30 protein-coding genes are annotated in these 25,578 nt (G+C 55.0%); 22 read left to right on the top strand and 8 right to left on the bottom strand.

The annotated features are described in order from the left end of the window. Positions 1 to 136 precede the first annotated feature (136 nt). From birA to GM154_RS20900, 9 genes are all read left to right on the top strand, one after another. Complete coding sequence (gene birA, locus GM154_RS20860; RefSeq protein ID WP_219653235.1) at positions 137 to 1,093, top strand: bifunctional biotin--[acetyl-CoA-carboxylase] ligase/biotin operon repressor BirA; 957 nt, start codon at positions 137 to 139, stop codon at positions 1,091 to 1,093. After that, the gene (locus tag GM154_RS20865; RefSeq protein WP_219653236.1) at positions 1,083 to 1,832 is read left to right on the top strand and encodes a type III pantothenate kinase; all 750 of its coding nucleotides are present in this window, start codon (positions 1,083 to 1,085) and stop codon (positions 1,830 to 1,832) included. Before birA ends, GM154_RS20865 begins: the two co-directional genes overlap by 11 nt. A 253-nt stretch (positions 1,833 to 2,085) precedes the next feature. Next, the gene (locus tag GM154_RS20870; RefSeq protein WP_010795495.1) at positions 2,086 to 2,493 is read left to right on the top strand and encodes a DUF3301 domain-containing protein; all 408 of its coding nucleotides are present in this window, start codon (positions 2,086 to 2,088) and stop codon (positions 2,491 to 2,493) included. Between the two features lie 285 nt (positions 2,494 to 2,778). Continuing rightward, complete coding sequence (locus tag GM154_RS20875) at positions 2,779 to 3,168, top strand: hypothetical protein (RefSeq protein WP_219653237.1); 390 nt, start codon at positions 2,779 to 2,781, stop codon at positions 3,166 to 3,168. 98 nt (positions 3,169 to 3,266) lie between these two features. Further along, positions 3,267 to 4,061 (top strand): SDR family NAD(P)-dependent oxidoreductase, encoded by a 795-nt coding sequence (locus GM154_RS20880; RefSeq protein WP_219653238.1) that lies wholly within the window; start codon positions 3,267 to 3,269, stop codon positions 4,059 to 4,061. After that, positions 4,027 to 4,560, top strand: a complete 534-nt coding sequence (locus GM154_RS20885) for a hypothetical protein (protein WP_219653239.1) — start codon at positions 4,027 to 4,029, stop codon at positions 4,558 to 4,560. Before GM154_RS20880 ends, GM154_RS20885 begins: the two co-directional genes overlap by 35 nt. 219 nt (positions 4,561 to 4,779) lie before the next feature. After that, on the top strand, positions 4,780 to 5,676 hold the full coding sequence (locus GM154_RS20890) for a MurR/RpiR family transcriptional regulator (RefSeq protein ID WP_010795491.1): 897 nt from the start codon (positions 4,780 to 4,782) through the stop codon (positions 5,674 to 5,676). A gap of 77 nt (positions 5,677 to 5,753) precedes the next feature. Beyond that, a complete protein-coding gene (locus GM154_RS20895) occupies positions 5,754 to 5,909 on the top strand; it encodes a hypothetical protein (protein ID WP_010795490.1) in 156 nt (51 codons plus the stop codon). Positions 5,910 to 5,914: 5 nt separating this feature from the next. After that, a complete protein-coding gene (locus GM154_RS20900) occupies positions 5,915 to 6,340 on the top strand; it encodes a DUF1810 domain-containing protein (RefSeq protein WP_010795489.1) in 426 nt (141 codons plus the stop codon). 14 nt (positions 6,341 to 6,354) lie between these two features. Here the strand turns inward: GM154_RS20900 and GM154_RS20905 are convergent, their stop codons facing one another. The 7 genes from GM154_RS20905 to yidD all read right to left on the bottom strand — a co-directional run bounded on the left by GM154_RS20905 (position 6,355) and on the right by yidD (position 10,902). Continuing rightward, on the bottom strand, positions 6,355 to 6,732 hold the full coding sequence (locus tag GM154_RS20905; protein ID WP_010795488.1) for a hypothetical protein: 378 nt from the start codon (positions 6,730 to 6,732) through the stop codon (positions 6,355 to 6,357). 117 nt (positions 6,733 to 6,849) lie between these two features. After that, entirely contained in the window at positions 6,850 to 7,992 is a 1,143-nt protein-coding gene (locus tag GM154_RS20910; protein ID WP_219653240.1) for a hypothetical protein, read from the bottom strand. An 83-nt stretch (positions 7,993 to 8,075) separates the two neighbouring features. Continuing rightward, positions 8,076 to 8,579, bottom strand: a complete 504-nt coding sequence (locus tag GM154_RS20915; protein ID WP_374940333.1) for a hypothetical protein — start codon at positions 8,577 to 8,579, stop codon at positions 8,076 to 8,078. Positions 8,580 to 8,811: 232 nt separating this feature from the next. After that, positions 8,812 to 9,309 carry a hypothetical protein gene (locus tag GM154_RS20920; RefSeq protein WP_074825107.1) on the bottom strand — a complete coding sequence of 166 codons (498 nt, stop codon included), beginning with the start codon at positions 9,307 to 9,309 and terminating at the stop codon, positions 8,812 to 8,814. Between the two features lie 158 nt (positions 9,310 to 9,467). Then, positions 9,468 to 9,788, bottom strand: a complete 321-nt coding sequence (locus GM154_RS20925; RefSeq protein WP_219653241.1) for a hypothetical protein — start codon at positions 9,786 to 9,788, stop codon at positions 9,468 to 9,470. Between the two features lie 241 nt (positions 9,789 to 10,029). Then, complete coding sequence (locus GM154_RS20930; protein WP_074825097.1) at positions 10,030 to 10,527, bottom strand: hypothetical protein; 498 nt, start codon at positions 10,525 to 10,527, stop codon at positions 10,030 to 10,032. 120 nt (positions 10,528 to 10,647) lie between these two features. Next, a complete protein-coding gene (gene yidD / locus GM154_RS20935) occupies positions 10,648 to 10,902 on the bottom strand; it encodes a membrane protein insertion efficiency factor YidD (RefSeq protein WP_010795482.1) in 255 nt (84 codons plus the stop codon). A gap of 126 nt (positions 10,903 to 11,028) precedes the next feature. On the opposite strand from yidD, the gene pcaQ reads away from it, so the two are divergent. The 9 genes from pcaQ to GM154_RS20980 all read left to right on the top strand — a co-directional run bounded on the left by pcaQ (position 11,029) and on the right by GM154_RS20980 (position 19,047). Beyond that, positions 11,029 to 11,964 (top strand): pca operon transcription factor PcaQ, encoded by a 936-nt coding sequence (gene pcaQ, locus GM154_RS20940; RefSeq protein WP_219653242.1) that lies wholly within the window; start codon positions 11,029 to 11,031, stop codon positions 11,962 to 11,964. Between the two features lie 107 nt (positions 11,965 to 12,071). After that, positions 12,072 to 12,794 carry a protocatechuate 3,4-dioxygenase subunit beta gene (gene pcaH, locus GM154_RS20945; RefSeq protein WP_010795480.1) on the top strand — a complete coding sequence of 241 codons (723 nt, stop codon included), beginning with the start codon at positions 12,072 to 12,074 and terminating at the stop codon, positions 12,792 to 12,794. A gap of 10 nt (positions 12,795 to 12,804) precedes the next feature. After that, entirely contained in the window at positions 12,805 to 13,407 is a 603-nt protein-coding gene (pcaG, locus tag GM154_RS20950) for a protocatechuate 3,4-dioxygenase subunit alpha (protein ID WP_219653243.1), read from the top strand. Further along, positions 13,407 to 14,468 (top strand): cell division protein ZapE, encoded by a 1,062-nt coding sequence (zapE, locus tag GM154_RS20955; RefSeq protein WP_219653244.1) that lies wholly within the window; start codon positions 13,407 to 13,409, stop codon positions 14,466 to 14,468. Before pcaG ends, zapE begins: the two co-directional genes overlap by 1 nt. 148 nt (positions 14,469 to 14,616) lie before the next feature. Further along, entirely contained in the window at positions 14,617 to 15,549 is a 933-nt protein-coding gene (locus GM154_RS20960) for a 4-hydroxyproline epimerase (protein ID WP_219653245.1), read from the top strand. Between the two features lie 5 nt (positions 15,550 to 15,554). Next, on the top strand, positions 15,555 to 16,691 hold the full coding sequence (locus tag GM154_RS20965) for an FAD-dependent oxidoreductase (protein ID WP_308460628.1): 1,137 nt from the start codon (positions 15,555 to 15,557) through the stop codon (positions 16,689 to 16,691). Beyond that, a complete protein-coding gene (locus tag GM154_RS20970) occupies positions 16,688 to 16,924 on the top strand; it encodes a 2Fe-2S iron-sulfur cluster-binding protein (RefSeq protein WP_019364288.1) in 237 nt (78 codons plus the stop codon). The genes GM154_RS20965 and GM154_RS20970 overlap by 4 nt, the downstream gene beginning before the upstream one ends. Next, the gene (locus tag GM154_RS20975; protein ID WP_219653247.1) at positions 16,921 to 18,186 is read left to right on the top strand and encodes an FAD/NAD(P)-binding oxidoreductase; all 1,266 of its coding nucleotides are present in this window, start codon (positions 16,921 to 16,923) and stop codon (positions 18,184 to 18,186) included. Before GM154_RS20970 ends, GM154_RS20975 begins: the two co-directional genes overlap by 4 nt. A gap of 99 nt (positions 18,187 to 18,285) precedes the next feature. After that, positions 18,286 to 19,047, top strand: a complete 762-nt coding sequence (locus tag GM154_RS20980; RefSeq protein WP_219653294.1) for an AraC family transcriptional regulator — start codon at positions 18,286 to 18,288, stop codon at positions 19,045 to 19,047. Here the strand turns inward: GM154_RS20980 and GM154_RS20985 are convergent. After that, positions 19,044 to 19,964 carry a dihydrodipicolinate synthase family protein gene (locus GM154_RS20985; protein WP_019364291.1) on the bottom strand — a complete coding sequence of 307 codons (921 nt, stop codon included), beginning with the start codon at positions 19,962 to 19,964 and terminating at the stop codon, positions 19,044 to 19,046. The genes GM154_RS20980 and GM154_RS20985 overlap by 4 nt on opposite strands. Positions 19,965 to 20,176: 212 nt before the next feature. Here GM154_RS20985 and GM154_RS20990 point away from each other — a divergent pair, with 212 nt between their 5' ends. The 4 genes from GM154_RS20990 to GM154_RS21005 all read left to right on the top strand — a co-directional run bounded on the left by GM154_RS20990 (position 20,177) and on the right by GM154_RS21005 (position 25,577). After that, positions 20,177 to 21,022 (top strand): IclR family transcriptional regulator, encoded by an 846-nt coding sequence (locus tag GM154_RS20990; RefSeq protein WP_010795470.1) that lies wholly within the window; start codon positions 20,177 to 20,179, stop codon positions 21,020 to 21,022. A gap of 208 nt (positions 21,023 to 21,230) precedes the next feature. Next, a complete protein-coding gene (locus GM154_RS20995) occupies positions 21,231 to 22,571 on the top strand; it encodes an MFS transporter (RefSeq protein WP_010795469.1) in 1,341 nt (446 codons plus the stop codon). A gap of 254 nt (positions 22,572 to 22,825) precedes the next feature. Next, on the top strand, positions 22,826 to 24,031 hold the full coding sequence (gene pcaF, locus GM154_RS21000; RefSeq protein WP_073449465.1) for a 3-oxoadipyl-CoA thiolase: 1,206 nt from the start codon (positions 22,826 to 22,828) through the stop codon (positions 24,029 to 24,031). Positions 24,032 to 24,287: 256 nt separating this feature from the next. Continuing rightward, positions 24,288 to 25,577 carry an MFS family transporter gene (locus tag GM154_RS21005; RefSeq protein ID WP_010795467.1) on the top strand — a complete coding sequence of 430 codons (1,290 nt, stop codon included), beginning with the start codon at positions 24,288 to 24,290 and terminating at the stop codon, positions 25,575 to 25,577. Position 25,578: the final 1 nt, after the last annotated feature.

A 25,578-nucleotide genomic window follows, 5' to 3' on the forward strand; every position in this document is an offset into this window, starting at 1 on the left:
AACTCAGAAGTGAAACGATGCATCGCCGATGGTAGTGTGGGGTTTCCCCATGTGAGAGTAGGTCATCGTCAAGCACCCATACCCAGAACCCCCAGGCCTAACCGCCCGGGGGTTTTGCTTTGTGCGGATAAAAAATATGGCTGTTTCCCTACTACTTGAATGCCTTGCTGATGGTCAGTTTCATTCCGGAGAAGAGTTGGGAGCGCTTCTAGGTGTTAGCCGTAGTGCCGTCTGGAAGCAGCTGCAAGGAATAGAACAACGTACAGGTCTATCTTTTTTTAAAATACCTGGAAAAGGGTACCGTCTCGCTGAACCTCTCAATCTGCTGGCAAATAGCCGGATAGACTTTGATGAGTGGCCAATAGAAATCTTGGATACGATTGACTCTACGAATGCTGAGGCGCTGCGGCGTGTCATGGGGCAGCGTGGCCACGCGCCTTTCGTGCTGTTGGCTGAGCACCAGACCTCTGGCAGAGGGCGTCGGGGAAGGGCCTGGGTTAGTCCATATGCAAAAAATCTCTACCTGACAGCAGCTGTTACCATTCATGGTGGTATCAAGCAGCTTGAAGGATTGAGTCTGGTAGTAGGGCTTGCGGTTGTTTCAGCACTAAAAAAGCTGAGCTTAGTTGATGCTGGTTTGAAGTGGCCTAACGACATTCTCCTGTTTGGGCGCAAGCTATCTGGCATTCTCATCGAGTTGTCAGGTGATCCTGCTGATAGCTGTACAGCAATTATCGGCATTGGCTTGAATGTGAATATGAGAAATGCAGACAATATCGATCAACCATGGATTTCCTTATATGAGGCGCTCGGTAGGCCCGTTGATAGAAACCAGTTAGCTTCTAACGTGTTGCATGAGTTAAGTGATTGTTTGAAACTGCATCAGTCACATGGCTTTGCTGCATTGAAGGATTCGTGGGAAGCCAATCATTTATGGCAGGGACGAGAGGTGATTCTTTCTGCCGGTGCCAATCAAATCGAAGGTAAGGTGCTGGGTGTTGGATTGGACGGATCACTTAGATTAAATGTTGATGGCTACGAAAAGTCTTTTAATGGCGGTGAGCTCAGTTTGAGATTGCGTAATGATTCTTGAGCTTGACTGCGGCAACAGTCTGATCAAATGGCGTGTCCTATCTAAAATTGATGGCGTTGTTGCCAGCGGTATCGCTCATTCTGATGATGAGCTGCTCGCAACGCTTGAATCTTATGAGAGCCTCTCCCTCAGCCATGGTCGGCTTGTCAGCGTTCGTAGCGATCTGGAAACTACAGGCTTAATTGAACGGCTAGACAGCACGTTTGGTTTTTCATGTCAGCAGGCAAAACCCGTAGCATCGTTTCTTGGTGTAAAGAATGGATATTCAGACTACGAGCGACTGGGGATGGATCGTTGGCTTGCCCTTATAGGCGGCTTTAAGCTGGCAGGTAACAAAGCATGTGTCGTGATTGATCTGGGAACCGCCGTTACTTCAGACTTTATCGATCAGACTGGACAGCATGCGGGTGGCTTCATCTGTCCGGGGATTCCACTCATGCGTCGAGAATTGCAGACGCATACTCGTCGAATTCGCTATAACCCAGAACTTGAGGCCACTAATGGGCATCCTCTGCCTGGAAGAAATACGATGCATGCTGTTGAGGGCGGATGCGTGTATATGCTCCGCGGATTTGTGAGGACGCAATATGATTTAGCCCTTGAGCTGCTAGGGGCTGATTTTGCTGTCTTTCTTACAGGGGGAGACGCTGAGCTGGTAAAAGACGTCATTCCCACTTCTCGTGTTGTGCCTGATCTGGTCTTTGACGGTTTGGCCTTGGCTTGCCCTGTGGACTCATAAATATGCGATGGCTTTTCGTTTTCCTGTTGGCATTGAATGTGTTCTATTACGTGTGGAACCAACAGCAAGCGCCTTTGCGCGCAAAGGAAATTACTCCGCTAAGCTTGTATAAGAGCGAGCGTGACAACATACGTTTGCTACATGAGCCTGAGGCACCCTCGATGGGCGTTGGGGCTAAGCAATAAGCTAGCAGGGGCTGAATGGCTTTCTTGGTATTGAAGCGCTTGGGACGGCTTGGTTTAGGTGATTGTTCATGCTGACCTTAGGTAACATTTTTGGATTTCTTCTGGTGGCCTCAGCCTGCGCCTGGCTATGGCATTCCCATGGTTTGCGTGAGCGTGCGCTCGCTTTGGCCAAAGAGCATTGTCGCAAGCGTGATGTAGAGCTGTTGGATGAGAATGTAGCGTTCCGCCGGTTTTCTTTTATGCGGGATGCGAAAGGCTTCAAGCGGTTTGCTCGCGTTTATGATTTTGAGTTTACCGCTACTGGCGAGCAGCGTCTGGCAGGTAAGGTAGTGCTGTTTGGTTACCGCTTAGGGCTTATTGAATTTGCCCCTTATGCGGTACCTGAAGCGCCAATGCTCAATGACCCGCGTGTGGTTGATATGGCCTCATGGCGACGTGCCCGTGAAGAAAAAGAGGATCGCCGCCGAGCCGACTGATCCATTGTAATTGCATCATATTACCAATGATCCTTCTCCTACCGTAATAGCCGCTGTTGAGCCTCTTGGGTCGCTTAGGCCTTGTAGCCAACGTAACATCGCCAGGCTGGAAACGGTTCTGCACTCAGCACTTCAGCAAACGCCTCATCATTTTTATCGGCTTCTTTTAGCATCACTGCTGTAGAACCCTTTAGCACCTCATAATCAGCTAGCCAGTGTATAAGCTGGCAAGACTCATGAGCTAGCAGTGTAGTGACATGCATCCGAAGTGTTTGAATCTGTTTTTTGTCTTATGCGACCATTTATAGCTGCCGAACATCAGGACAGTTTTATCCTGCGTTCAATTGGGCTGGACGATTCGGCTTTGTGCTGGAGCAAACAACCACATCTATTTCTGACTTGGAGATCGCACCGTTGAGCAGCAATGTCGTCTCGATCAAACCTGACAGCCTAGAAGATCAAGAGCAGCTAGAGGCCCAGCTGAGTTTCTTGCAAAAGGCCTCTTTGAGATTGATGCATCGCAACGGTACAAAGGCGACCCTATTAGTTCTAGAGCGCTGGAAGACCAGCGGCGATGAGATTCAGATCGTGTTTACTCCCGGGGTCGTTGAAGCCTTAGGATCGTTGGAGGGTCGTGAGTTACTCAAAGCAGCTATGAACGCTGCAACAGCCTGAGCGGCGCCAGGGACCTTTGCGCTGGATTTTTCGTCAGACTCGAATAATGGACTAGCCATTGTGCTCATTGGCTCTTTTAACGTGTCTGGAGATTTTTCATGCAGATCGATCTTTCTGGTAAAACGGCAATCGTAACCGGCTCTACTCGTGGTATTGGTTTCGCTATTGCGAAAGGATTGGCTCAGGCAGGAGCGACTGTAGTTATAAACGGTCGATCGGCTCCATCAGTAGATAAGGCGGTTAGTCTCCTGCAGCAGTACGTACCGGATGCGGCATTACGTGGAGTGGTTGCGGATGTCGGGAGCGTTGACGGATGTGCTGTATTGAAAGCTGCTGAGCCTGAGGTTGATATTCTAGTCAACAACACGGGTATATACGGGCCTCGAGACTTTTTTGAAACGGGCGATGATATTTGGACGGAGTTTTTCGAGGTCAACGTGATGTCTGGCGTTCGGCTCTCTCGGGAATATTTGCCTAGCATGGTCTCGAGGCAATGGGGGCGCGTAATCTTTATTTCTTCTGAATCAGCGCTCAATATTCCGGCCGACATGATTCATTACGGCTTTACCAAAACGGCCAACCTGTCCGTGGCGCGTGGATTGGCCAAACGGATGGCTGGTACAGGCGTGACAGTTAATTCCATTCTGCCAGGTCCAACGCTTTCTGAAGGCGTAGCGGAGATGCTCAAGGAGGCGAGCGAGCGTACTGGTCAGACTCTAGAGGAGGTGGCCGCTGATTTTGTAAGGGAAAACCGGCCTAGCTCCATTCTCCAGCGTGCAGCAACTACAGAGGAAGTCGCTAATCTGGTTGTCTACACAGCTTCTCCTCTGGCTTCAGCGACAACGGGTGCTGCGTTGCGTGTTGATGGTGGTGTTGTCGACACTATCGCCTGATATGTCATTGTTAAACTGGCTAGGGGTGTCGCTTCTTGGCAGTATTGTCTTAGCGACGGTCAGTGAGGCTGCGCCTTTGTCTCTTGGATTGGACAAGGCGCAGCTCGAACGGAGAATTCCTGCCTATTTAGCGGTGCTGCCTAGCTGCAAAGCCCTGATGCTGGGAGCGCCACACCCAATGAAGGATGAGGCCGGGTGGGTATATTCCGCTCGGGGCGCGTCCAGCTTTGACATGTCAGTAGAGACTACAGGCGAGCAGCTTACGCGTATCACTGTAAAAGCAGCAGCGCCTGTTTCTGATGCAGTGCTGCGCGATATGCGGTGCATAACTTATGCGCTGATGCGTGCGGTGGAACCTAAGTATTCAGTTTCGCATTTGGCTTTATCGACTTCAAAACAGCTTTGGAGACTTGCGCAAAGTGAGCCTTATAGTCAGCTGTATTTTTTTACAGCATTTGAAGTACGGCTGGCCCCTGTTCAGCTGGTTGTACAGCGATAATCTAGTCCAGAATAAGTCAATAAATTATTTTTCTAAAAAATTATGTTTAGAAAAATAATCTTATGTTCTAAGCTGATATTCCGCCGTATGACAACGAAGCGAGCCGCCTTTAAATTCCTTTCTTTTGCAGATATTCCTGAAGAATGAAAGCATTTTCGATTACGTTGGCGTCTGGTTTCGTTAAGTGCTTGCTGTAACGATTCATCTAAAGGATTCGAAATGCTTAATACTGATTCTTCAAGCTCTTCCCTTGTAGCGCCTGCTAGTGTGGAAACTCTGCAGCAGATGATTACGGCAGAGTACGAGTCTCTGCCTCGTCAGCTCAAGCGTGTAGCGGCCTACATGAGCCAGCAAAGTGATCGTGTCATGGTTGATCGTATTAGCGATATTGCCCGCCAATGCGAAGTACACCCTTCGGCAATCGTACGGTTCTCTCAGCGTTTCGGCTTCAAAGGCTTCAGTGAAATGCAATCCCTGTTTCGTGAGGCTTATACGCATAAGGCAACACCTGTCCAGAATTATCAGCAGCGTATCCGGCGAATGATTGCTAACAAGTCTCAACCGGCTGCCGGAAGCGATTTGGCACGTGAATGCATAAGTGCCACACGTTCAGGACTGGATAGATTGGGAGAAGAGCTGGACGATCAGGCGTTCGAGAAAGCGGTCGACCTGCTGGTCAATGCGGAGAACATTTATGTAGTGGGGGTTCGTCGTTCATTTGCGGTAGCGCACTACCTTGTTTATAACCTGCAACACACCAACAAGCGTATTCATCTTGTGTCTGGCCTTGGCGGTAGCTATCGAGAACAGATGCGTAGCGTCCGAGCCAACGACCTCATCGTAGCCATTAGCTTTACGCCTTATGGCAAGGAAAGCCAGCAGTGCGTACGTATCGCTCAGCATAATCAAGCCAAGACGCTCATCATTACAGACAGCCAGTTGTCACCCCTGGCCAAGCGAGCCAGCGCATTGTTGCTGGTCAACGAGGGCAGTGCATTCGCTTTTCGTTCCCTGAGCGCAACGCTATGCCTTTGCCAGGCACTGTTCATTGCTCTGGCCTACCGCCTGGAAATGAAAGTGGATGAAATGCATGAGCAGGTGGGGTTCGATGACTGAATTTGCTCTTCAACTGCTGGGCACTACTGGCTGAGGATATTGCCTAAGCAGTACGTATTGAATCAATGAGGTGCATCATGGCTGACGAACATGCGAAGCGCAGCACGGCGGAAACGCCCGAGGAAGCCAGCAAGGTAGGTGAGGTGAACAAGTCCCAGAATGAGAAGGGGGGAGAGCAGCGCCGTACCAAATTCAACGAGCCAGAGGATCCACAGGCGCAGCGCTCACGGTAATCCACATGTCAGATCGTCATGATTTGCAACGCTTCGTGAGCGCTCAAGAGACTGTTTGGCAACAAGTGATTGCAGAGCTCCGCTCAGGTCATAAACGTACCCACTGGATGTGGTTCGTATTTCCGCAGTTGCAAGGACTTGGGCATAGCGCCATGGCGAGGCGGTATGCCATATCCGGGCTGGATGAAGCTACTGCCTACCTTGAGCATGAGCTTCTAGGGAGTCGGCTGAAAACGTGTTGTGAGATTGTGAATAGCCTGGAAGGGGCGTCGGTAGCGCAGGTTTTTGGTCATCCTGACGATTTGAAATTTCATTCATCAATGACGTTATTCGCACACGTTGCAGGGGAGCAGAGCCCTTATCAGGCGGCGTTGATCAAGTATTTCAATGGCCAGGAGGACGCTCAAACGTTGCGGTTGCTGAAGCAATAATACTCGCTGCGTGTCTAGGCGCGGGTGTCTTTGTTTTCTTGCAGAGAGTCGCCTAGTTGCTTATGGACTTCAGGTTGCTCAACTCCATCGACCCACCATTTCAAATGAGCACTGACCATTGTCTGAGGGGCGAAGCCCAGTTTGTTACGTACAGGGCAGGCTCCATCTTCGCTTGCCTTGACCTCACCAGCTTGGCGGGATCGGTTATTGCCGGCTTTGCCACTGGCCTGAACAATCATCTCAAACCGTACGGCTTGCCCGCTGCCTTTGAAACAGAGCTCTATGGAGGCTTGCTGTGGTGAAATTGCGATCAGGTTCAGATTGGCCTCTACAGGTGGAGTCGAGGCGGCAAGTAACATGGCAGTCATAGGCAGGGCGAAGAGTCCAGGCATGTCAGTCTACGTTACGATCATTTGAACAGGCTGGAGATCAGAGTAGCGCATCTTTGACCTCCTTGTGCAGACGCCCTCTAAATGAGGGCGTCCAGGATACTGCTCAGATGCAAGCGCTTACTGCTGGGTAATGACAGCGCTGTTGCCAGTACCCGTCTGCGAGATGGTTGCAGAGTTGCCAATGGCAAACTCACCACGCTGCGTAATAGCGGCCTGGTTAGCTACACCGGACTGATAGACCACTGCATTGGCGGCTAGCTGCGATTCCAGCTGTTGAACGGTAGCGATGTTGTCGCTGCCATCCTGAGTAACGCTGGTGTAGTTGCTATCACCTTTCTGGCTTACATCAGCCGAGTTGTTGGTGCCTGAGGTGGCGCCAGTCAGGTTGTTGCCACGACCAATCTGGGACACGTTCAGCGTGTTGGCTGTGCCGTTCTGATCAAAATACAACTCGTTGAACTTGCCATCCTGGAAGCTGGTAATGGCGTTGTTATCGCCGCGCTGGGAGATGGTGGCGAAGTCTGGGCCACTGTACCCATCCTGGACCATGGCCACGGTATTGGCAGTGCCGTCCTGAGTAATGGTCGCTGTTTGGCCGTCGCCTGTCTGGGTCAGGGTAATGGCGTTGTTATCACCTGTCTGGGCCAGTGTTGCAGAAGCCGTCATACCGCTTTGCGTTACTTCAACCTGGTTGCCATTGCCGGTCGCGGTAGCGCTCAGCTGATGGGCATAGCCATCCTGGTTTATGATGTGGGAGTTGTCGTTGCCATTCTGGTTGATGGTAGCCACGCTGCTGCTGGACATGCCATAAGCAGCGCCGCCACCCTGGGTGACTTCAGCCACGTTGTTGTTACCCAGCTGGATAACCTGAGCCTGGTTGTCGTTGCCGGTCAACTGATAAACCGTAGACGAATTGGTGTCGCCGGTCTGGGTAACGGTTACTTGGCTGCTCTCCTGAGCTTCTTGATAAATGCTCGAATAGTTGTCGCTGCCTTCCTGCGCAGTGTTGGCAACGTTATTTGATCCGTCCTGGTACTGATAGGAAGTGCTATTCAGGGCAGCGCTCTGGGTCAGGGTTGCAGCATTACCATTACCGATCTGCTCCTGAATGCTCTTGCTGTTTTGAGTGCCGTTGATTTGTTCGGTCGTAATGGAGTTGTTGTCTCCATCCTGAGTAGTTTCAGCGGAGTTCATCTCAGCAAAGGCGTGTGAGCTGAGAGCGATCAGGATGGCGGCAGCAAGAGGCTTGAAGCTGTGCATGATTATTCCCTTTGTAGTAATCACAATAACGAGAAATGAAAATGTCGACGTTCTAATGCGTGATGTTTAAACATCCGTTGTTATCAGTACTGACGTGCCACTGCGGTTTGGTTATTACCGTATTGCGTAATACTGGCCTGTTGACCGGTACCGTTCTGCTCAATGGAAGCGCTGTTGTAAGCGCCGTACTGGTTGATCAGCGCGACGTTTGCCGAGCCGATCTGGGTAATGGAAGCCGTGTTGCCATAACCAGCCTGGGTAATAACTGCGGAGAGGTCAGCCCCTTGCTGAAGGATAAAGGCCTGCTGATCGTTACCAAGTTGTGAGATGAGCGCCTGTGAGTTAAGGCCTTGTTGGCTTAAGGTGGCCTGGTTGTTGTTACCGTTCTGCTGGATTTGAGCAACCAATCCGCCAGCCGATGCTGCAGCTGCCAGTGCGCGCGGGTCAGGCGTGCCGGCAAGGTCTGAAGTCGTCGTGGCGATATCGAAATTATCAAGCAGATCAGCCGCCTGGAGCGGCGGTACAACAAGGCTCATGCCGGAGAAGGCGAGCGCGAGTCCTGAGCACAATCTTTGCAGCGAATTCATGGCTAATCCCTGTATAGCGCTGTGCGGATTGTTGGCCGTACAGGCGAAACTGGGTATCAACCAAAAGATTGAAAAGATGGGGCATTTAAGCCATAGAGGGATTAATCCATGGCTGCCGAAGGAGGCGGATCTAGAGCTGGCTAGGCCCGATGAACGGTATACCTAGGCAACCTCTACCATCAAGAGGCGTTAACTGATCTGGCTTTTGCTGCGCATTGATGGCTCCTTGGGCTCAGTATTGGCGAATGACAGCATTCTGATTGTTTCCGTATTGGATAATGCTGGCTTGCTGACCAGTACCATTCTGTTCGATGGCGGCATTGTTAGCGTTGCCGTACTGACTGATAACAGCAGCATTTGCTGACCCGGTCTGGGAGATCAGTGCGCTATTGGCTTCTCCTACCTGCTTGATGACGGCAGCCAGGTCTGAGCCTTGCTGCAGAATATAAGCCTGCTGGTCATTACCCTGTTGAGTAATGGTTGCCAGGGAGTTAAGCCCTCGCTGACTCAAGGTGGCCTGGTTGCTGTTGCCATTCTGCTGGACCTGAGCGACGAGACCATTGACCGAGGCGGCAGCCAATGCACGTACGTCGGGTGTGCCAGCCAAATCTGTCGATGAGGAGGCGATATCGAAGTTATCGAGCAGGTCAGCAGCCTGCAAATACAGTGGCGCTGCAAGGCAGCTTACTACCAGGGCCGTTTGAGAAAGCAGTCTTTGCAACATGGTCATGGCTAACTCCTGTTTAGCACTTACAAGTTTTGCTGACGGGTTCCCGCTTCGCTATCAATCTAAAGATTGAAACTTTAATCAAAGCGAAATAAAAAAGACTTAATTCTCTGGTATGGCCAACAGCAGGCGCTTTACAGAGCGGCGCAACTCCTGTCCATTCATGGTGATCGCTGACTGGTGCCATTGCCTTCCTGACGATAGTCCAACTCGTTAAAATTGCCACTCTGAGTCAGCATGGCCTGATTGTTTATTCTCTGCTCCTCTACCGTGGCAGTGTTGATCGACACAGCACGATTGGCTGCTCCAGGGAAAGCGTGTTGCCATTGCCCGTAGTCGATGCGGTTACGATAGGCTTTCTCATTCTCGGGGAGGAAAGCGTTGTTGCCTGCCTGGTTGAGGCTTGCATTATTAATGACGGCTAGAGCAGGCAGGCCAAGCCTGGACAAAGCAGCCGCAACGCTAGGTTTCATCATAAACATGACGTGCTCCTTGTAGTTGTCGGGAGGGTAAAAGCCATACAGCTCTAACAGGCAGATAGCCGAACGCTACGGAGCATTGCCTGTAAGCGAGCTGTAGAAGTGAGCTAGGGCGGGATGCGGTTTTTTCCAACCTTTGTCAAACAAGTCTCTGCCGGCTGGGAATCGGGAGAGAGCACAGGAATAGATTGGACCTTGCACATGACATCGTCCTTTGACTTCATGAACAAGCGGCATTGAGCCACTAGCGCTGTTGAACAGTGATGCTCTGGTTGTTTCCGAACTGGATAATACTGCCCTGTAAACCGGTGCCGTTCTGGTCGATCAGCGCTTCGTTATAGGCGCCATACTGATGGATAGCGGCTTGATTGGCTGAGCCTCGCTGAATGATAGAAGCGTTATGGCCCTGGCCGCTTTGCAGAATGACAGCGGTCAGCTCCGTACCATTTTGCAGCATGGCTGCCTGATGATTTCCACCGAGTTGTTGGATAAGTGCCTGACTGCCTAATCCGGTTTGGGTGAGAAAGGCCTGGCTGTCGCTGCCCTGCTGGATAACGGTGGCCGCTATGCGGTCGGCAGTCGATTGACCAAGGGAACCCTGGGCCTGCCGGGCGGCTACATCCGAGACCGTAGAAAGATCGAAGTTATTGAGCAGGTCCGCCGCGTTGGGCGTCTCGATGGAAAAGCCGAGACATGAAACCAGCAACGCAAACCTCAAACTGATCCGCTGCAGTACGTTCATGGCTATTTCCTCAATAGCGCTTCGTACTACGTTATCGCGCAGGGCGGGCCACTTGGGTATCGCTCTAAAGGGTGAAATTGCCTGCCTTTTAAATAGGAGATGAACTAGGCTGATCTCATATTAATGGCAGCGGTTCGAGTGTTTATCCTGGGTTTTGCAATGACAGGGAGGAACAGGGTCGATACCGCCCGGATGAAACGGGTGGCAGCGCAACAAACGGCGAATGGTCAGCCAGCTGCCACGCAAGGCACCGTGGGTCTGTAGGGCCTCAATGGCGTAATGCGAGCAGGAGGGATAGAAACGGCAGCGTGGGCCAATCATGGGGCTGATGAAGAGCTGGTAACCTCGTAGCAGAACGATCAACACTTTCTTCATGAGCTGAGGGGCTTATCTGGCAGCAGGGCGTAGGACGGTCATTTTACCGGGTATGGCAGTTGGGTCGAGTGACTTGCCGACGGGTTGAGGTTAACAATGGCAGTCTGCTCCTGACGCTGGCGCGATATGAACATCGATACCCGTATCAAATTTCGACATCTCCTGTGCTTTATTGAGGTGGCTCAGCACCGCAGTTTCGCCAAGGCGGCCCATGCGGTGTCGGTTTCTCAGCCTGCCATTTCCAAGACCCTTAAGGAGCTTGAGGGCATTCTTGAGGCGCGCCTGTTCGAGCGGGACAAGAATGGCGTAGTGCTGACGCAAGCCGGTCAGGCCTTTATGCGTTATGCAGGCCCCTGCGTCCAGGCATTGCGAGACGGGGTCAATACGGTGCGCAGCGGCGGGGTGCAGGGTGGCCAGGTACGGGTCGGTGTACTTTCGACAGTGGAAAGTCTGGTTATACCGGAGGTCATCAGGCGACTCCACGAACGCTACAGCGGGCTCACCATCAGTGTTACGACAGGCATGAGTACCTATCTACTCAATAAACTGAGAGTAGGTGAGCTGGATATTGTGGTGGGGCGCATGACAGACAACCCTGAAATCCGCGGCCTGAACTTCGAGCATCTGTATAGCGAGTCGATGACGTTGGTGGTTCGAAACGGTCATCCGTTGCAAGCAGCGACTGGAATTGACCGGCAACGACTGGCGGACTATCCCTGGGTTCTTCCGTTGACGGGCACCACAATTCGGCAGTACGCCGAAAGCTTTCTGGTGCAGTGTGGGATCAGCCTGATGTCGCAGCGGTTGGAGACGCTTTCGCCAGCGCTGAGCCGGCGCTATGTACTGTTAAGTGATGCCGTCTGGATTGCGCCTCTGGATGCCGTGGAGACCGACATCAAGGCTGGTGTGCTGGCTGAGCTGTCTCTAGGCGTTCAGGAGCCGGGTGGCTCGATTGGCTTATGCCGCAACAATACGGCAACACTTCCGCTGGCGGCGCAATGGTTCTGTGAGATTTTACGGGAAGTCGCCAGCGAGCTGGTTGCCGAGCGATCAGCCTCATAACCATTTGGTTATGAGTGATTGCCGTCATTTCAATTGGCTGGCCTGCGGCATTGCGCCACACTCCGGGCAACCCCTTTGATGGGTAAGGCTCTTTGTGGAGTAAAGCCATGAATAATAATTCCAATGACACTCGCTTTGTCGCCCGTGACCGTAACTGGCATCCCCATGCCTATACGCCTGGTTATAAGTCGTCTGTACCCCGCTCACCCCGACAGGCCTTGGTTAGTATTCAGCAAACGGTTTCTGAACGTACCGGCCCGGATTTTTCTCATCTTCAGTTGGGCAAGCACGATAACGATCTGCTGCTGAACTTCAATAATGGGGGCTTGCCACAGGGCGAGCGAATCATCCTGTTTGGACGAGTAGTCGATCAGTTTGGTAAGCCTGTACCGAAGACGTATGTAGAGATCTGGCAGGCTAACGCTGGTGGACGGTATCGCCATAAGAACGACGTCTACCTGGCGCCGCTCGATCCCAACTTTGGCGGTGTAGGACGTACCCTGACCGACAATGATGGCAACTATGTATTCCGTACCATCAAGCCGGGGCCTTATCCGTGGCGTAATGGGGTGAATGATTGGCGGCCCGCCCATATCCATGTTTCGGTCATGGGACCTTCGATTTCCACTCGATTGATTACGCAGCTGTATTTCGAAGGTGATCCGCTGATACCGATCTGTCCGATCGTGAAGTCGATTGCGAACCCGGAGGCCGTGCAGACACTTATTGCACGTCTGGACATGACCATGGCCAACCCGATGGACTGCCTGGCTTACCGTTTTGACATCGTGACGCGTGGCGCACGTCAAACCCATTTCGAGAACCTGTGAGGAGGCGATCATGACGACGACATTTCTGCCCGAGACGCCTTCACAAACCGCAGGCCCTTACGTTCACATCGGTCTTGCGCTGGCCGCAGCTGGTAATCCGACGCGTGACATGGAAATCTGGAATGATCTTGCCAAGCCGGATGCGCCAGGCCAGCACATCGTGCTGACGGGGCAGGTGTTTGACGGCAACGGCAATCTGGTGCGCGACTCCTTTCTAGAGGTCTGGCAAGCCAATTACGACGGTGTCTACGATCCGGTTTATCATCCGGAAAAGGCATTCAACAGCTTTGGCCGTACGGCTACTACCTTTGATGCCGGTGAGTGGTCGGTGCAAACGATAAAGCCGGGTAAGGTGATGGACAGCCAGGGCAGGCCCATGGCGCCGCATATCAATCTGGCGCTGTTTGCCCGTGGCATCAATATCCATCTGCAGACCCGTATCTACTTTGAGGACGAAGCGGAAGCCAATGCGATTTGTCCAGTGCTCAACCTTGTCGAGCCACCTCGCAGGCCGACTCTGATCGCCAAGCGCTTTGAAGAAAACGGCAAAGTGATTTACCGTTTCGACATGCATCTGCAAGGTCCACAGGAAACTGTCTTTTTCGATTTCTGATGGCTACATCTGAACCGCTCAACGCGGGCGAGTTAATTCGGCAACATTTCGCTGCCGAACTGGCCGCCCGTCACTATCAGGCCGATGCCGCCCAAGAGGCGGCATTGGTGCATCTGGCTGACTGGCTTGATCGCTTTCTGGCCGATCGTAAATCCTGGTTTAAAAAGCCGTCTGCGGGCGTCTATATCTGGGGCGACGTAGGGCGAGGCAAGAGCTTTGTCATGGACGCCTTCTATACGGCCGTCCCCATTACGGAAAAGCGTCGCGTGCATTTTCATTCCTTTCTGCAGGAGTTGCAGCGGCGGATGCGTGACTATACCGGCCAAGCCGATCCTCTGGCACAGGTAGCCCGGGAAATCGCTCAGGAAGTACGTCTGCTGTGCTTTGATGAATTTCATGTGCATGACATTGGCGATGCCATGCTGTTGGGTCGTATGCTCAAGGTGCTGGTAGATGAGGGTGTCGGGCTGGTGATGACATCCAATTATAAGCCGGAGGGCCTGTGTCCAAACCCGTTGTATCGAGAGCGCTTCAAGCCGATCATTGCATTGATCGAAAAGCGCTTCGATGTGCTTGCCATCAACGGTAAGGTCGATTATCGGCAGCGCAGCGACGAGCAGACCCTATGGGGGTATTACCTCTGGCCAGAGTCAGCGGGCGGTGTGAAGCGTTTGCAAACACTGCTGGACCTGTCTGCTGCCGCTACGACGGACGCTACCCTGGACGTCAATCATCATCCCCTTTCGGTGCGCGCGTATGAAGGGGAGCGGATCTGGCTGGATTTTGCCGACCTCTGTGAGCAGCCTCATTCGACCTTGGATTACCTCTGGATTGTCGAGCATTTTTCACACGTTGGCGTCAGCGGGCTTGATTGCCTGGCGCGTCAGTCTGATGCCGTTCGACAGCGATTTCTAAACCTGGTGGATATCGCTTACGACCGGGGCGTGACTTTGATCCTGTCCAGCGAAGTCCCTATGGATGAGCTGGCCGGGGATGCCACCGTGGACTTTGCCCGGACGCTGAGCCGGTTGAGGCAGCTGGGAGTAGAGCGGCTGCAATAAATTTTAGCTGACTGCTCGAGTAATACATTTCTACCGTAAGTGTTACCAAGGCAATTGTGCTGATTTCGTCCTTCCGCCGAGCGAAAAACACCAAGCCGATTTTGCGTTGACACGCCACGCTGTAAGCCTCTTTTGCCGAGGTGGCGCCATGAGACGTATCCAGGTTATCGACTCCCATACGGGCGGTGAGCCGACTCGCTTGGTCATCGAGGGATTTCCCGATATGGGAAAAGGCTCCATGGCGGAGCGATTGAAACTGTTGCGGCATGAATACGATGACTGGCGGGCTACTTGCGTGCTTGAACCCCGTGGGAGCGATGTGTTGGTGGGTGCGCTCCTGTGCGAGCCGGTCGATCCTGAGTCCTGCGCCGGCGTTATTTTTTTCAACAACTCCGGCTATTTGGGAATGTGTGGGCACGGCACGATTGGGCTGGTGCGATCGCTTTATCATCTCGGTCGGATCGACGTAGGGCGGCACCGGATCGAGACCCCTGTAGGGACAGTAGAGGCAACGCTGCATGAGGACCTTTCCGTCAGCGTGCGTAATGTACCTGCGTACCGCTATTGCAAGGATGTTCCGTTGGAGGTGCCCGGCCTGGGTACGGTGAGGGGTGACATTGCCTGGGGTGGCAACTGGTTTTATCTGATTGCCGATCATGGCCTGCAGGTGAACAGCGACAACCTCGACGCGCTGACCGAGTACAGCTGGGCAGTACGGCAGGCGCTTGAGGCGCAAGGCGTACGCGGCGAAAACGGCGGTATGATCGATCACATCGAGCTGTTTGGAGGCGATGAATGCGCGGACAGCCGCAATTTTGTGCTCTGCCCAGGCAAAGCCTATGACCGCTCGCCCTGCGGGACAGGAACCAGCGCCAAACTTGCCTGCCTTGCTGCGGATGGGCATCTGCAGCCGGGTGAGCTCTGGCGGCAGGCCAGCGTGATCGGCAGCCTTTTCGAGGCCAGTTATGCGTGGGAAGGGGAGCGGATCATTCCCACTATTCGAGGCACAGCCCATATCAGCGCCGAGGCCACGTTATTGATTGATGAGGCTGATCCCTTCGCCTGGGGAATTCGGCTATGAGCCTTCTGGCACGCACCGCTGCAGCAGATATCGTTATCGTGGGAGCCGGTATCGTAGGGGCTATGTGTGCCTATGAATTGGCTGCCCGAGGCTTGTGCGTACGGGTCATCGACAATCGAAGCGGTGGTGCTACCGGCGCGGGGATGGGCCACTTGGTTGCCATGGAAGACAGTCCTGCCGAGCTTGCGCTCAGTCATTATTCCATAGAGCTCTGGAATGCGTTGCGTGAGCGCTTGCCTGAAGCATGCGCCTATCGTAACTGCGGGACACTGTGGCTGGCGGCGAACGATGATGAGTGCGCGTTAGCAGAGGCAAAGCAAGCCAGGCTGGCTGAGCATGGCGTTCAGTCGGGTTGGGTCAGTGCCTCTTCGCTACGGCAATTAGAGCCGATGCTGCGCTCTGATCTGGTAGGTGCGCTGAAGGTGGGTGACGACGGGATCCTCTACGCTCCGGCAACCGCGCGCTGGCTGCTCGGCCAGCACGGCAATCGAATCACCGTTCAGGAGGAGGAGGTCATCCGGGTCGAGTGTAATCGGTTATGTCTGAGCGATGGTCTCTGGATGACGGCACCCGCTATTCTGCTTGCCAATGGCCTGGGTGCCTGCCGGTTACTCCCGGAGGTGCCGTTAAGGCCGAAGAAAGGCCATTTACTGATTACAGATCGATACCCCGCCTGTGTCACCCATCAACTGGTGGAGCTTGGGTATGCTGCCAGCGCTCACGCCAGTGATGGAACCTCCGTCGCGTTCAATGTGCAGCCAAGGCCTACAGGACAGTTGCTGATCGGCTCATCCCGACAATTCGATACCCTAGATAAGCGCGTCGAGTTCGATGTGCTAGGTCGTATGCTCACGCGTGCACAGTATTACTTACCCGGCTTGGGCGAGTTGAATGCCATTCGCAGCTGGACAGGTTTTCGTGTTGCAACACCGGATGGTTTGCCTTTGCTCGGACAGTATCCTGGTCAACCGGGCCTATGGCTGGCGCTGGGCCATGAAGGGCTGGGCGTTACCACCGCACCGGCCAGTGCACGGATGATCGCTGCTCAGTTATTGGGTGAAGCGATTCCTCTCGATTCCACTCCGTTCCGGCCTGAGCGCTTTGTAAATGCGGCTTCCACCACCCAGGAGGCAACGGCATGATCACGGTGTATCTCGACCGGCAACCTATAGTCGTTACGGGCGGACTGACGGTTGCCGCCTTGCTGGCATTGAGCGAATCACCGGTGGCACGGCTGTCCTGTACAGGTCAGCCACGTGCACCGTTTTGTGGAATGGGTATTTGCCAGGAATGTCGGGTAACGATTGACGGTCGCCGGCAGCTGGCCTGCCAGACGCTGTGCCGTGAGGGCATGCAGGTAGAGCGTACGGTATGACGGGGCTGAACAGGCTGTCTTGTGATATCGCTATCGTAGGCGCTGGGCCGGCAGGTCTGGCAGCGGCCAGGGCTGCATCCACCAGCCAGCGCTCCATTGTGGTCATCGATGATAACCCCCGGCTAGGCGGGCAGATATGGCGCGACGGGCCAGGGGTGGTACTACCTGCATCGGCGCAGAGTTATCGAAAGGTTTTATCTCAGCCTAATGTTCGGTACTTGGCAGGAACGCGCATCGTAGCTGCGTTGGCACCAGGGGCCTTGTTACTGGAGGATGCACAGTCAGGTTGCCGGCTGGACTATGGGCAATTGATCCTGTGCTGTGGCGCACGGGAATTGCTGTTGCCGTTTCCGGGCTGGACATTACCCGGCGTGACGGGCGCCGGAGCGTTGCAGGCCTTGATCAAAGGGGGCGCACCTGTGGCAGGTGAGCGGCTGGTGGTAGCGGGAAGCGGTCCGTTATTGCTGGCTTCTGCCGGAACGGCCAGAGCGGCCGGCGCTGTGCTTACAGGCGTCTATGAACAGGCGGCCCGTCAGCAAGTTATATCGTTCGGTGCCGGGTTGCTGCGCTGGCCTGACAAGCTCACCCAGGCATTCAGGTTGCTCTCGACTCACTACCGCTGGACGAGTTATGTCGTTGAGGCCCTAGGAGATAATCGTCTGGAGGCTGTGCGTATTCGCCAGGGTGGCCGTGATAAGGTCGTACCCTGTACGCGTCTGGCCTGTGGGTTTGGTCTGGTGCCCAACACCGAACTGGCGAGTCATCTGGGGTGTCAGCTTGAGGGTGATGCTGTAGCGGTCGATCGCTATCAGCAGACGAGTCAGACAGGTCTCTATGCGGCCGGTGAATGTATAGGCGTTGGTGGTAGTGAGTTGGCGTTGATCGAGGGCGAAATCGCCGGATTGGCTGCTATTGGCAAGGTTGAACAGGCAGAGACTCTGTTCCCACGTCGCGAGCATTGGCAGCGGTTTGCCCGACATGTGCAAGCGCATTTCAGATTGCGACCTGAGGTCAGACAACTGGCCCGTGCGGATACGCTGATTTGCCGCTGCGAGGATGTCGCCCTGTCTGCTCTGGTGGGAGAGCAAGGATGGGATGCGGCAAAGCTTCAGAGCCGGTGCGGTATGGGAGCCTGCCAGGGACGTGTCTGTGGCACGGCGGCTCGCGAATTGTTTGGTTGGGCCTTGCCGGAGCCCCGTATTCCGTTGGTCCCTGCACGGGTCGAGACGCTTATAGCATGCTCAGAGACAGATATATCCTGAGCGCATTCGCGCCACCACTCATAAGAGGTGCTCATGCTTCAGATGATGTCTCCTATAGCCGAACGCGACAGGCAGGCTCCAGGTTTTGCTCCTGAGCAGATGACAGCCTGGTGTGAGGGGCTTGCCGCAGAGCGCCCTGAAGACTTAGAAACCTTGCTTAACAGCGTTGCGCTGATTGCTCCGCTTCTCAATGCGATTCCCAATGTGGTCTTCTTTATTAAGGATCTGGACGCACGTTACCTCCTGGCCAACCTGACGTTGGCGAGACGGTGTGGGTTCAAGACGGTTGCGCCTCTCTTGGGCAAGACGTCCGCTGAGGTCTTTCCGGCGAATCTAGGACCGCTCTATACCGAGCAGGACCACGAGGTGCTTCGCGGAGCGATCATCGAGGACAAGCTTGAGCTGCATTTTTACAACGGTCGTGAGCCAGGGTGGTGTCTGACCTACAAGCTGCCCTTGAAAGGGCATTCAGGGCAGGTGTTGGGTATGGCTGGCATTTCCTATGACTTGCAAGCCGCGCAGGATAACCACCCGGCGTATCAACGGCTTGCGGCGGTCGATAAACACATTCGTGCCCATTACACCCGTCCGATCGCACTGGCAGAGCTGACCGCCATCGCAGAGCTTTCCGTGGCTCAGTTGGAGCGCTATTGCAAGCGGATCTTTCATCTCACGCCCCGCCAGATGATCCATAAGGTGCGTCTGGAAAAAGCCTCTCAATTGCTGGGGACGACGATGCCGATCACCGATATTGCCTTGCAGTGCGGCTACACCGATCACAGCGCCTTCAGCCGCCAGTTCAAGGCACTGACGGGGCTCACGCCCCGGCAGTTTCGGCAGGCTGCCAGCGACGCAGTTTAAAGTCCAACGTCAGGCAGTGCGGGACGTTGGGTCAGAGCGTTGTCCACAATCGCTTTCACTTCATCACGGGCAGCCCCTTCGAGGCTCAGGCGAGGAGGGCGGGTGACGGCTGAACCGCGGCCTAGTATCTCTTCGCAGAGCTTGATGCACTGGACCAGGTCAGGGCGGGCGTCCAGATGTAGCAGGGGCATGAACCATTGATAGAGCGACAGGGCTTCGTCGAAACGCTTTTGCATGGCGAGGCGGAACAGGGTTTCGCCTTCCCTGGGAAACGCATTGGACATGCCGGATACCCAACCGACAGCACCTACAGCAATGCTTTCGAGCACTACATCATCCAGGCCGGCAAAGAGTACGAAGCGATCACCCACAGCGTTGCGCAGGTCAATAAAGCGGCGAGTATCACCTGAGGAATCTTTGAAGCAGACGATATTCTCGCAGTCCTTGAGCGAGGCCAGGATGTCCGGCGTAACGTCGTTCTTGTACACCGGCGGATTGTTGTAGACCATGACCGGAAGATCGGTCGAAGTCGCAACGCTGCGAAAGTGCATGGCGGTTTCGTGGGGCTTGGCAGAGTAGACCAGCGCGGGCATAACCATCACACCGTCCACGCCAGCAAAGCGCGCCTCGTTAACCATCTTCTGCGCGAAGGCGGTAGTAAACTCGGCTACGCCGGCAATCACGGGTACGCGTCCGGCCGCCGCCGCTTTGGCGGTCTCGATGACCGATAGCTTTTCCGTCGTGGTAAGCGAAGTGTTTTCTCCAACGGTGCCGCACACTACAAGCCCGGACACACCATCCGCCACGAGATTGCTGATCACGCGGTGAGTGGCGTCCAGATCCAGAGAAAAGTCAGGCTTGAACTGAGTGCTGACAGCCGGAAAGACGCCACGCCAGTTGATCGCTTGATGCCCCATGGTCGTTATCCCTTTGGCAATAGACAGATGCCTACAGGGTGAACCGCTACCGCTCTTATGGCTTGAGATTTTTCCCCAGGTGCGAGGACGAAATCGGCACAGTGACGATCTGTAAGTGGCCTATAAACGAACAAGACTGCGTTTGTCGTATTGCGATTATCGATCAGATGCTTCGATAATCGGCCAAATCAGACAGCGGCCGAGCAGAGATCATGGATAACTCGAATTCGCGTGACCCTCACAGCTTTGGCGCACCGCCTATCATTGCATCGCCGGCCAAGCGGATCGAGGCCTTCACGGGCGATCCAAACTTCATGACGTCCCTTGCGCGTGGCTTGGCTGTGATCCATGCCTTTCAGGAGCGCAAGCGGCATCTGACCATCGCGCAGATCAGCCACCGAACCGAGATCCCCCGCGCGGCGGTTCGGCGTTGCCTGCATACGTTGATGAAGCTGGGCTACGTGACCACCGATGGACGGACCTATTCACTATTACCCAAGGTGCTGACGTTGGGCCATGCCTATCTGTCATCCACGCCCATGGCGCTCACCGCCCAACCCATTCTGGATCGCCTGAGCGAGCAGCTGCATGAGGCCTGCTCCGTCGCCACGCTTGAGGGCGATGAGGTGTTGTACATCGCCCGGTCCGCCACACCGCTGCGGCTGATTTCGGTCGATCTGAGCGTTGGCAGCCGGCTTCCGGCCTACTGCACCTCCATGGGCCGTATTCTGCTGGCGGCTCTGGATGATGCTGCCCTTCAGGATTACTTCGAGCGTGCTGACCTGCAGATCAAGACCAGTCGCACACTGCATACGCCAGAAAAGCTGTTGCCCTGTCTCGAGCAGATCCGGCAGCAGGGCTGGTGCGTCGTTGACCAGGAACTGGAGGTCGGGCTTCGTTCATTGGCCGTACCGGTACTGGATGCCTCAGGTCAGGTCATGGCTGCCATGAACGTGGGCACCCATGCTAGCCGTATCACCCGGCAGGAGCTGGAGCGTCGTTTCCTGCCCCTTTTACTCAAGGCCAGCCAGGAACTCAGCTCCAAGCTCTTTCACTGAAACTGTTCGCTAATCGAACCTTTAGCCGTTAATCGAATTGTGCAGTACGTGGCTGCTCCGTAGGGTAGAGGCACGTTGCCAGCCGGCACGCCTGATAAAAACAACAGAGTCCGCCTATGTTCTGCATGATTTCTCCCGTGAACGGGATGGTGCATGCGCATCGCTCCGATGCGCTTTCTTTCTATTCGTGGATGATGGAGGCCTTGTCATGACGGGGGCCTCGACGAACACGACACTTGATGTTCAGACATTTATCAATGCCCAGCCGCTGAGCCGCTATCAATGGCGAATCGTGGTGTTGTGCTTTTTGATCGTTTTCCTGGATGGCCTGGACACTGCTGCCATGGGGTTTATCGCACCGGCGTTGACCCAGGACTGGGGAATCGATCGAGCAAGCCTTGGACCAGTCATGAGCGCTGCCCTGGTTGGGATGGTGTTTGGTGCGTTGGGCTCGGGACCGTTGGCGGACCGGTTCGGCCGTAAGGTCGTGCTGGTTGCCGCCGTTTCCATCTTTGGACTTTTCAGCGTGATCTCGGCCTACAGCGGTACGGTGGATCAACTGGTGATCCTGCGTTTTCTGACCGGCCTTGGCCTAGGTGCCGCCATGCCGAACGCCACGACACTGCTGTCTGAATACACCCCGGAGCGGCTCAAGTCGTTACTGGTAACCAGCATGTTCTGTGGTTTCAATTTGGGCATGGCGTGTGGCGGGTTCATCTCCGCCAAGCTGATTCCGGCGTTCGGTTGGCATAGCCTGCTGTTGCTCGGGGGCTTGCTACCGATGGCTCTGGCAGTAGTGCTGCTGCTGTGGTTGCCGGAATCGGCGCGCTATCTGGTGGTGCATAACCGGGGCGTGGCACGGATTCGCAAGGCCTTGCTGCCCATCGGCCCAAGTATCGTGCAGCAGGCTAGGGAGTTCAGCGTACCAGAGCAGCGCACAGTCAAGGCGCGCAATGTCTTTGCCGTTATTTTCTCCAAGGCGTGTGGGCTGGGCACAGTGCTGCTCTGGCTGACCTACTTCATGGGGCTTGTCATCGTATACCTGCTGACAAGCTGGCTGCCTACCCTGATGCGTGATAGCGGGGCGAGCATGGAGCAGGCTGCATTCATCGGAGCCCTGTTCCAGTTTGGTGGCGTGCTCAGTGCGGTAGCCGTGGGCTGGGCGATGGACCGGATCAATCCGCACTGGGTCATTGGCACGTTTTACCTGCTCGCCGGTGTCTTTGCGTACTGTGTCGGGCAGAGCCTGGGTCACGTGACGTTGCTGGCTACGCTGGTACTGGTTGCAGGGATGTGCATCAACGGTGCGCAGTCCGCCATGCCTTCATTGGCGGCACGCTTCTACCCGACCCAGGGTCGTGCCACAGGGGTGTCTTGGATGCTGGGTATCGGACGCTTCGGTGCCATTCTGGGGGCCTGGATGGGGGCCACTTTGCTGGGACTAGGATGGAATTTCGAGCAGGTACTGACTGCGCTGGTGGTGCCTGCTGCGCTGGCTACGGCGGCTGTAGTGATCAAGGGTATTGTCAGTCATTCAGATGCGTCATAAGGCCTTTTCGAATCACGCAACCGCATACGGGAACAGATAAACATGTTCGATAATCGACCGTAGATTCGATTATCGGATTGTCTGCTTGCAGCCTTGCGGCTTACTGTTCCGTTCACCATCACTCGCCTGGTCTTCCGTCCGGGCGAGTACGACCCAGGTAGCTGGCACCCTCGATTTCAGGTGCTGCCATGACCGTCACACCGCCTCCTTACCCATGGGCCATCGGCCCGCCCAGGAGCGGTATCAGGAGACTCATGATGCGTGATGTATTCATCTGCGATGCCGTTCGTACACCTATTGGACGCTTTGGCGGTGCGCTGTCCAGCGTCCGTGCCGATGATCTGGCGGCTATTCCGCTCAAGGCGCTGATGGAGCGCAACCCTGGAGTGCAGTGGGCGGAAGTCGATGAGGTATTCATGGGCTGCGCCAACCAGGCGGGCGAGGATAACCGTAACGTGGCGCGTATGGCGCTTCTATTAGCAGGCCTTCCGGAAACCGTACCGGGCGTTACCTTGAACCGCCTTTGCGCGTCAGGGATGGACGCTGTAGGGACGGCTTACCGCGCCATTGCCACAGGTGAGATGGAGCTGGCCATTGCCGGCGGTGTGGAATCGATGTCCCGCGCTCCGTTCGTGATGGGCAAGGCGGACACTGCGTTTTCCCGCGGACAGAAGATCGAAGACACCACCATCGGCTGGCGCTTCGTGAACCCATTGATGAAACAGAAGTACGGTACCGATTCCATGCCGGAAACGGCAGACAATGTCGCGCAGGATCACAATGTTTCCCGGGCCGATCAGGATGCCTTTGCGTTGCGCAGCCAACAGCGCACGGCGGCTTCCCAGGAGAGCGGCTTCTTTGCCGAAGAAATCGTGCCGGTGCGAATCGTCCACAAGAAAGGCGAGACGATCGTCGACAAGGACGAGCATCCACGCCCTGATACCACGCTGGAGATGCTGGCCAAGCTCAAGCCCGTCAATGGGCCCGACAAGACCGTCACGGCGGGTAATGCCTCGGGTGTGAATGACGGCGCTGCGGCCATGATCATCGCCTCGGCCGAGGCCGTGCAGAAGTATGGCCTCAAGCCTCGCGCCCGCATTCTCGGTATGGCAAGTGGTGGCGTTGCGCCACGTGTCATGGGAATCGGCCCAGTGCCGGCGGTGCAAAAGCTGCTGACCCGTCTGGGGAAAACCATTGAAGACTTCGATGTGGTGGAGCTGAACGAGGCCTTTGCCAGCCAGGCCCTGGCGGTAGTGCGAGGCTTGGGATTACCGGACGACAGTGAAAAAGTAAATCCGCAGGGCGGCGCCATTGCACTGGGTCATCCGCTGGGGATGAGTGGTGCACGCCTGGTCATGACTACCGTGCATTGGCTGGAAAAGACCAACAAGCAGCTGGGGCTCGCGACCATGTGTGTTGGGGTTGGACAAGGTCTGGCGCTGGCAGTCGAGCGCGTTTGAGGTCAATGTCTTGGGCGCCTCGTACAACGGGGCGCTGATGAGGAATAAGGGTGATCTGCGCCAACGCGAAGGATTTGCGGCTTTGCAAAGGAGAGAATTGTAAAAGGACATGTCTCACCAAGGCCTGCGAATCCGTCACGCGTAGGCGGCACACCCTGCGACAGGGCAAAGGCTGCCCTCTGTAGGGTCATTCACCGGCACGTCAGGATCGATTGCGTGCCGGATTATTCCTATTTCAATGACAAGAGCGGATCGAATGACTACCAGTTCCTATACGTTGGAAGAGCGTCGTAAAAGAATCTTTGCCATTGTCGGCGCCTCGTCCGGTAACCTCGTCGAGTGGTTCGACTTTTATGTTTACTCCTTTTGCTCCATCTATTTTGCTCACGCGTTTTTCCCCTCAGACGACCCCACCGTTCAACTGCTTAACACTGCCGGTGTATTTGCCGCAGGCTTTCTGATGCGACCCATCGGTGGCTGGATCTTCGGTGGGGTGGCCGACCGTTATGGGCGGCGTACGTCAATGATGATCTCCGTGCTCATGATGTGCGCCGGCTCACTGGTGATTGCCTGCCTGCCCACCTACGACAGCATTGGCTTCTGGGCGCCGCTTCTTCTGCTCATGGCGCGACTTTTCCAAGGCTTGTCGGTCGGCGGTGAATACGGCACTACTGCAACCTATATGAGTGAGGTGGCGCTGAAGGGTAAGCGCGGATTTTATGCCTCGTTCCAGTACGTGACGCTGATTGGCGGGCAGTTGCTGGCGGTGCTGGTGGTGGTCATCCTTCAGCAGGTCCTGTCCGAAGAGGAGCTGCGTGCCTGGGGCTGGCGTATTCCTTTTGTGGTGGGTGCGGTTGCTGCCGTGATTTCGCTGTTGCTGCGTCGCTCGCTTGAGGAAACCACGACGGCAGAAAGCCGTGCTGCCAAAGAGGCGGGTTCGCTGTCGGCTCTGTTCAAACATCACAAGGCGGCGTTTTTCACTGTGCTGGGATATACCGCCGGTGGCTCGCTGATTTTCTATACCTTTACAACTTACATGCAGAAGTATCTGGTCAACACCGTAGGCATGCATGCCAAGACGGCCAGCGGCATCATGACCGGTGCGCTGTTCCTGTACATGCTAATGCAGCCGCTGTTTGGTGCCTTGTCTGACCGTATTGGCCGCCGCGCTTCCATGTTGTGGTTCGGTGCGCTCGGTGCACTGTGTACCTATCCCATCCTGCTAACTCTGAAAACCACGACCAGCCCGGTCATTGCCTTTGGCTTGATCATTCTCGCGCTGGCCATTGTGAGTTTCTACACCTCGATCAGTGGCCTGGTAAAAGCCGAGATGTTTCCGCCACAGGTGCGTGCGCTAGGGGTAGGACTCTCCTATGCCGTAGCCAATGCCTTGTTTGGCGGTTCGGCCGAATTCGTTGCGCTGAACTTCAAAGCCATGGGGCATGAGAATCTCTTCTACATCTATGTGTCCTGCATGCTGGTAGTGGCCTTCCTGGTAAGCCTGCGCCTGCCGCGCAGAGCCAGCTATCTGCATGACGATCACTAAC

Source organism: Pseudomonas sp. MAG002Y (assembly GCF_019400845.1).
In the GTDB taxonomy this organism is placed as follows: Bacteria; Pseudomonadota; Gammaproteobacteria; order Pseudomonadales; family Pseudomonadaceae; genus Chryseomonas; species Chryseomonas luteola.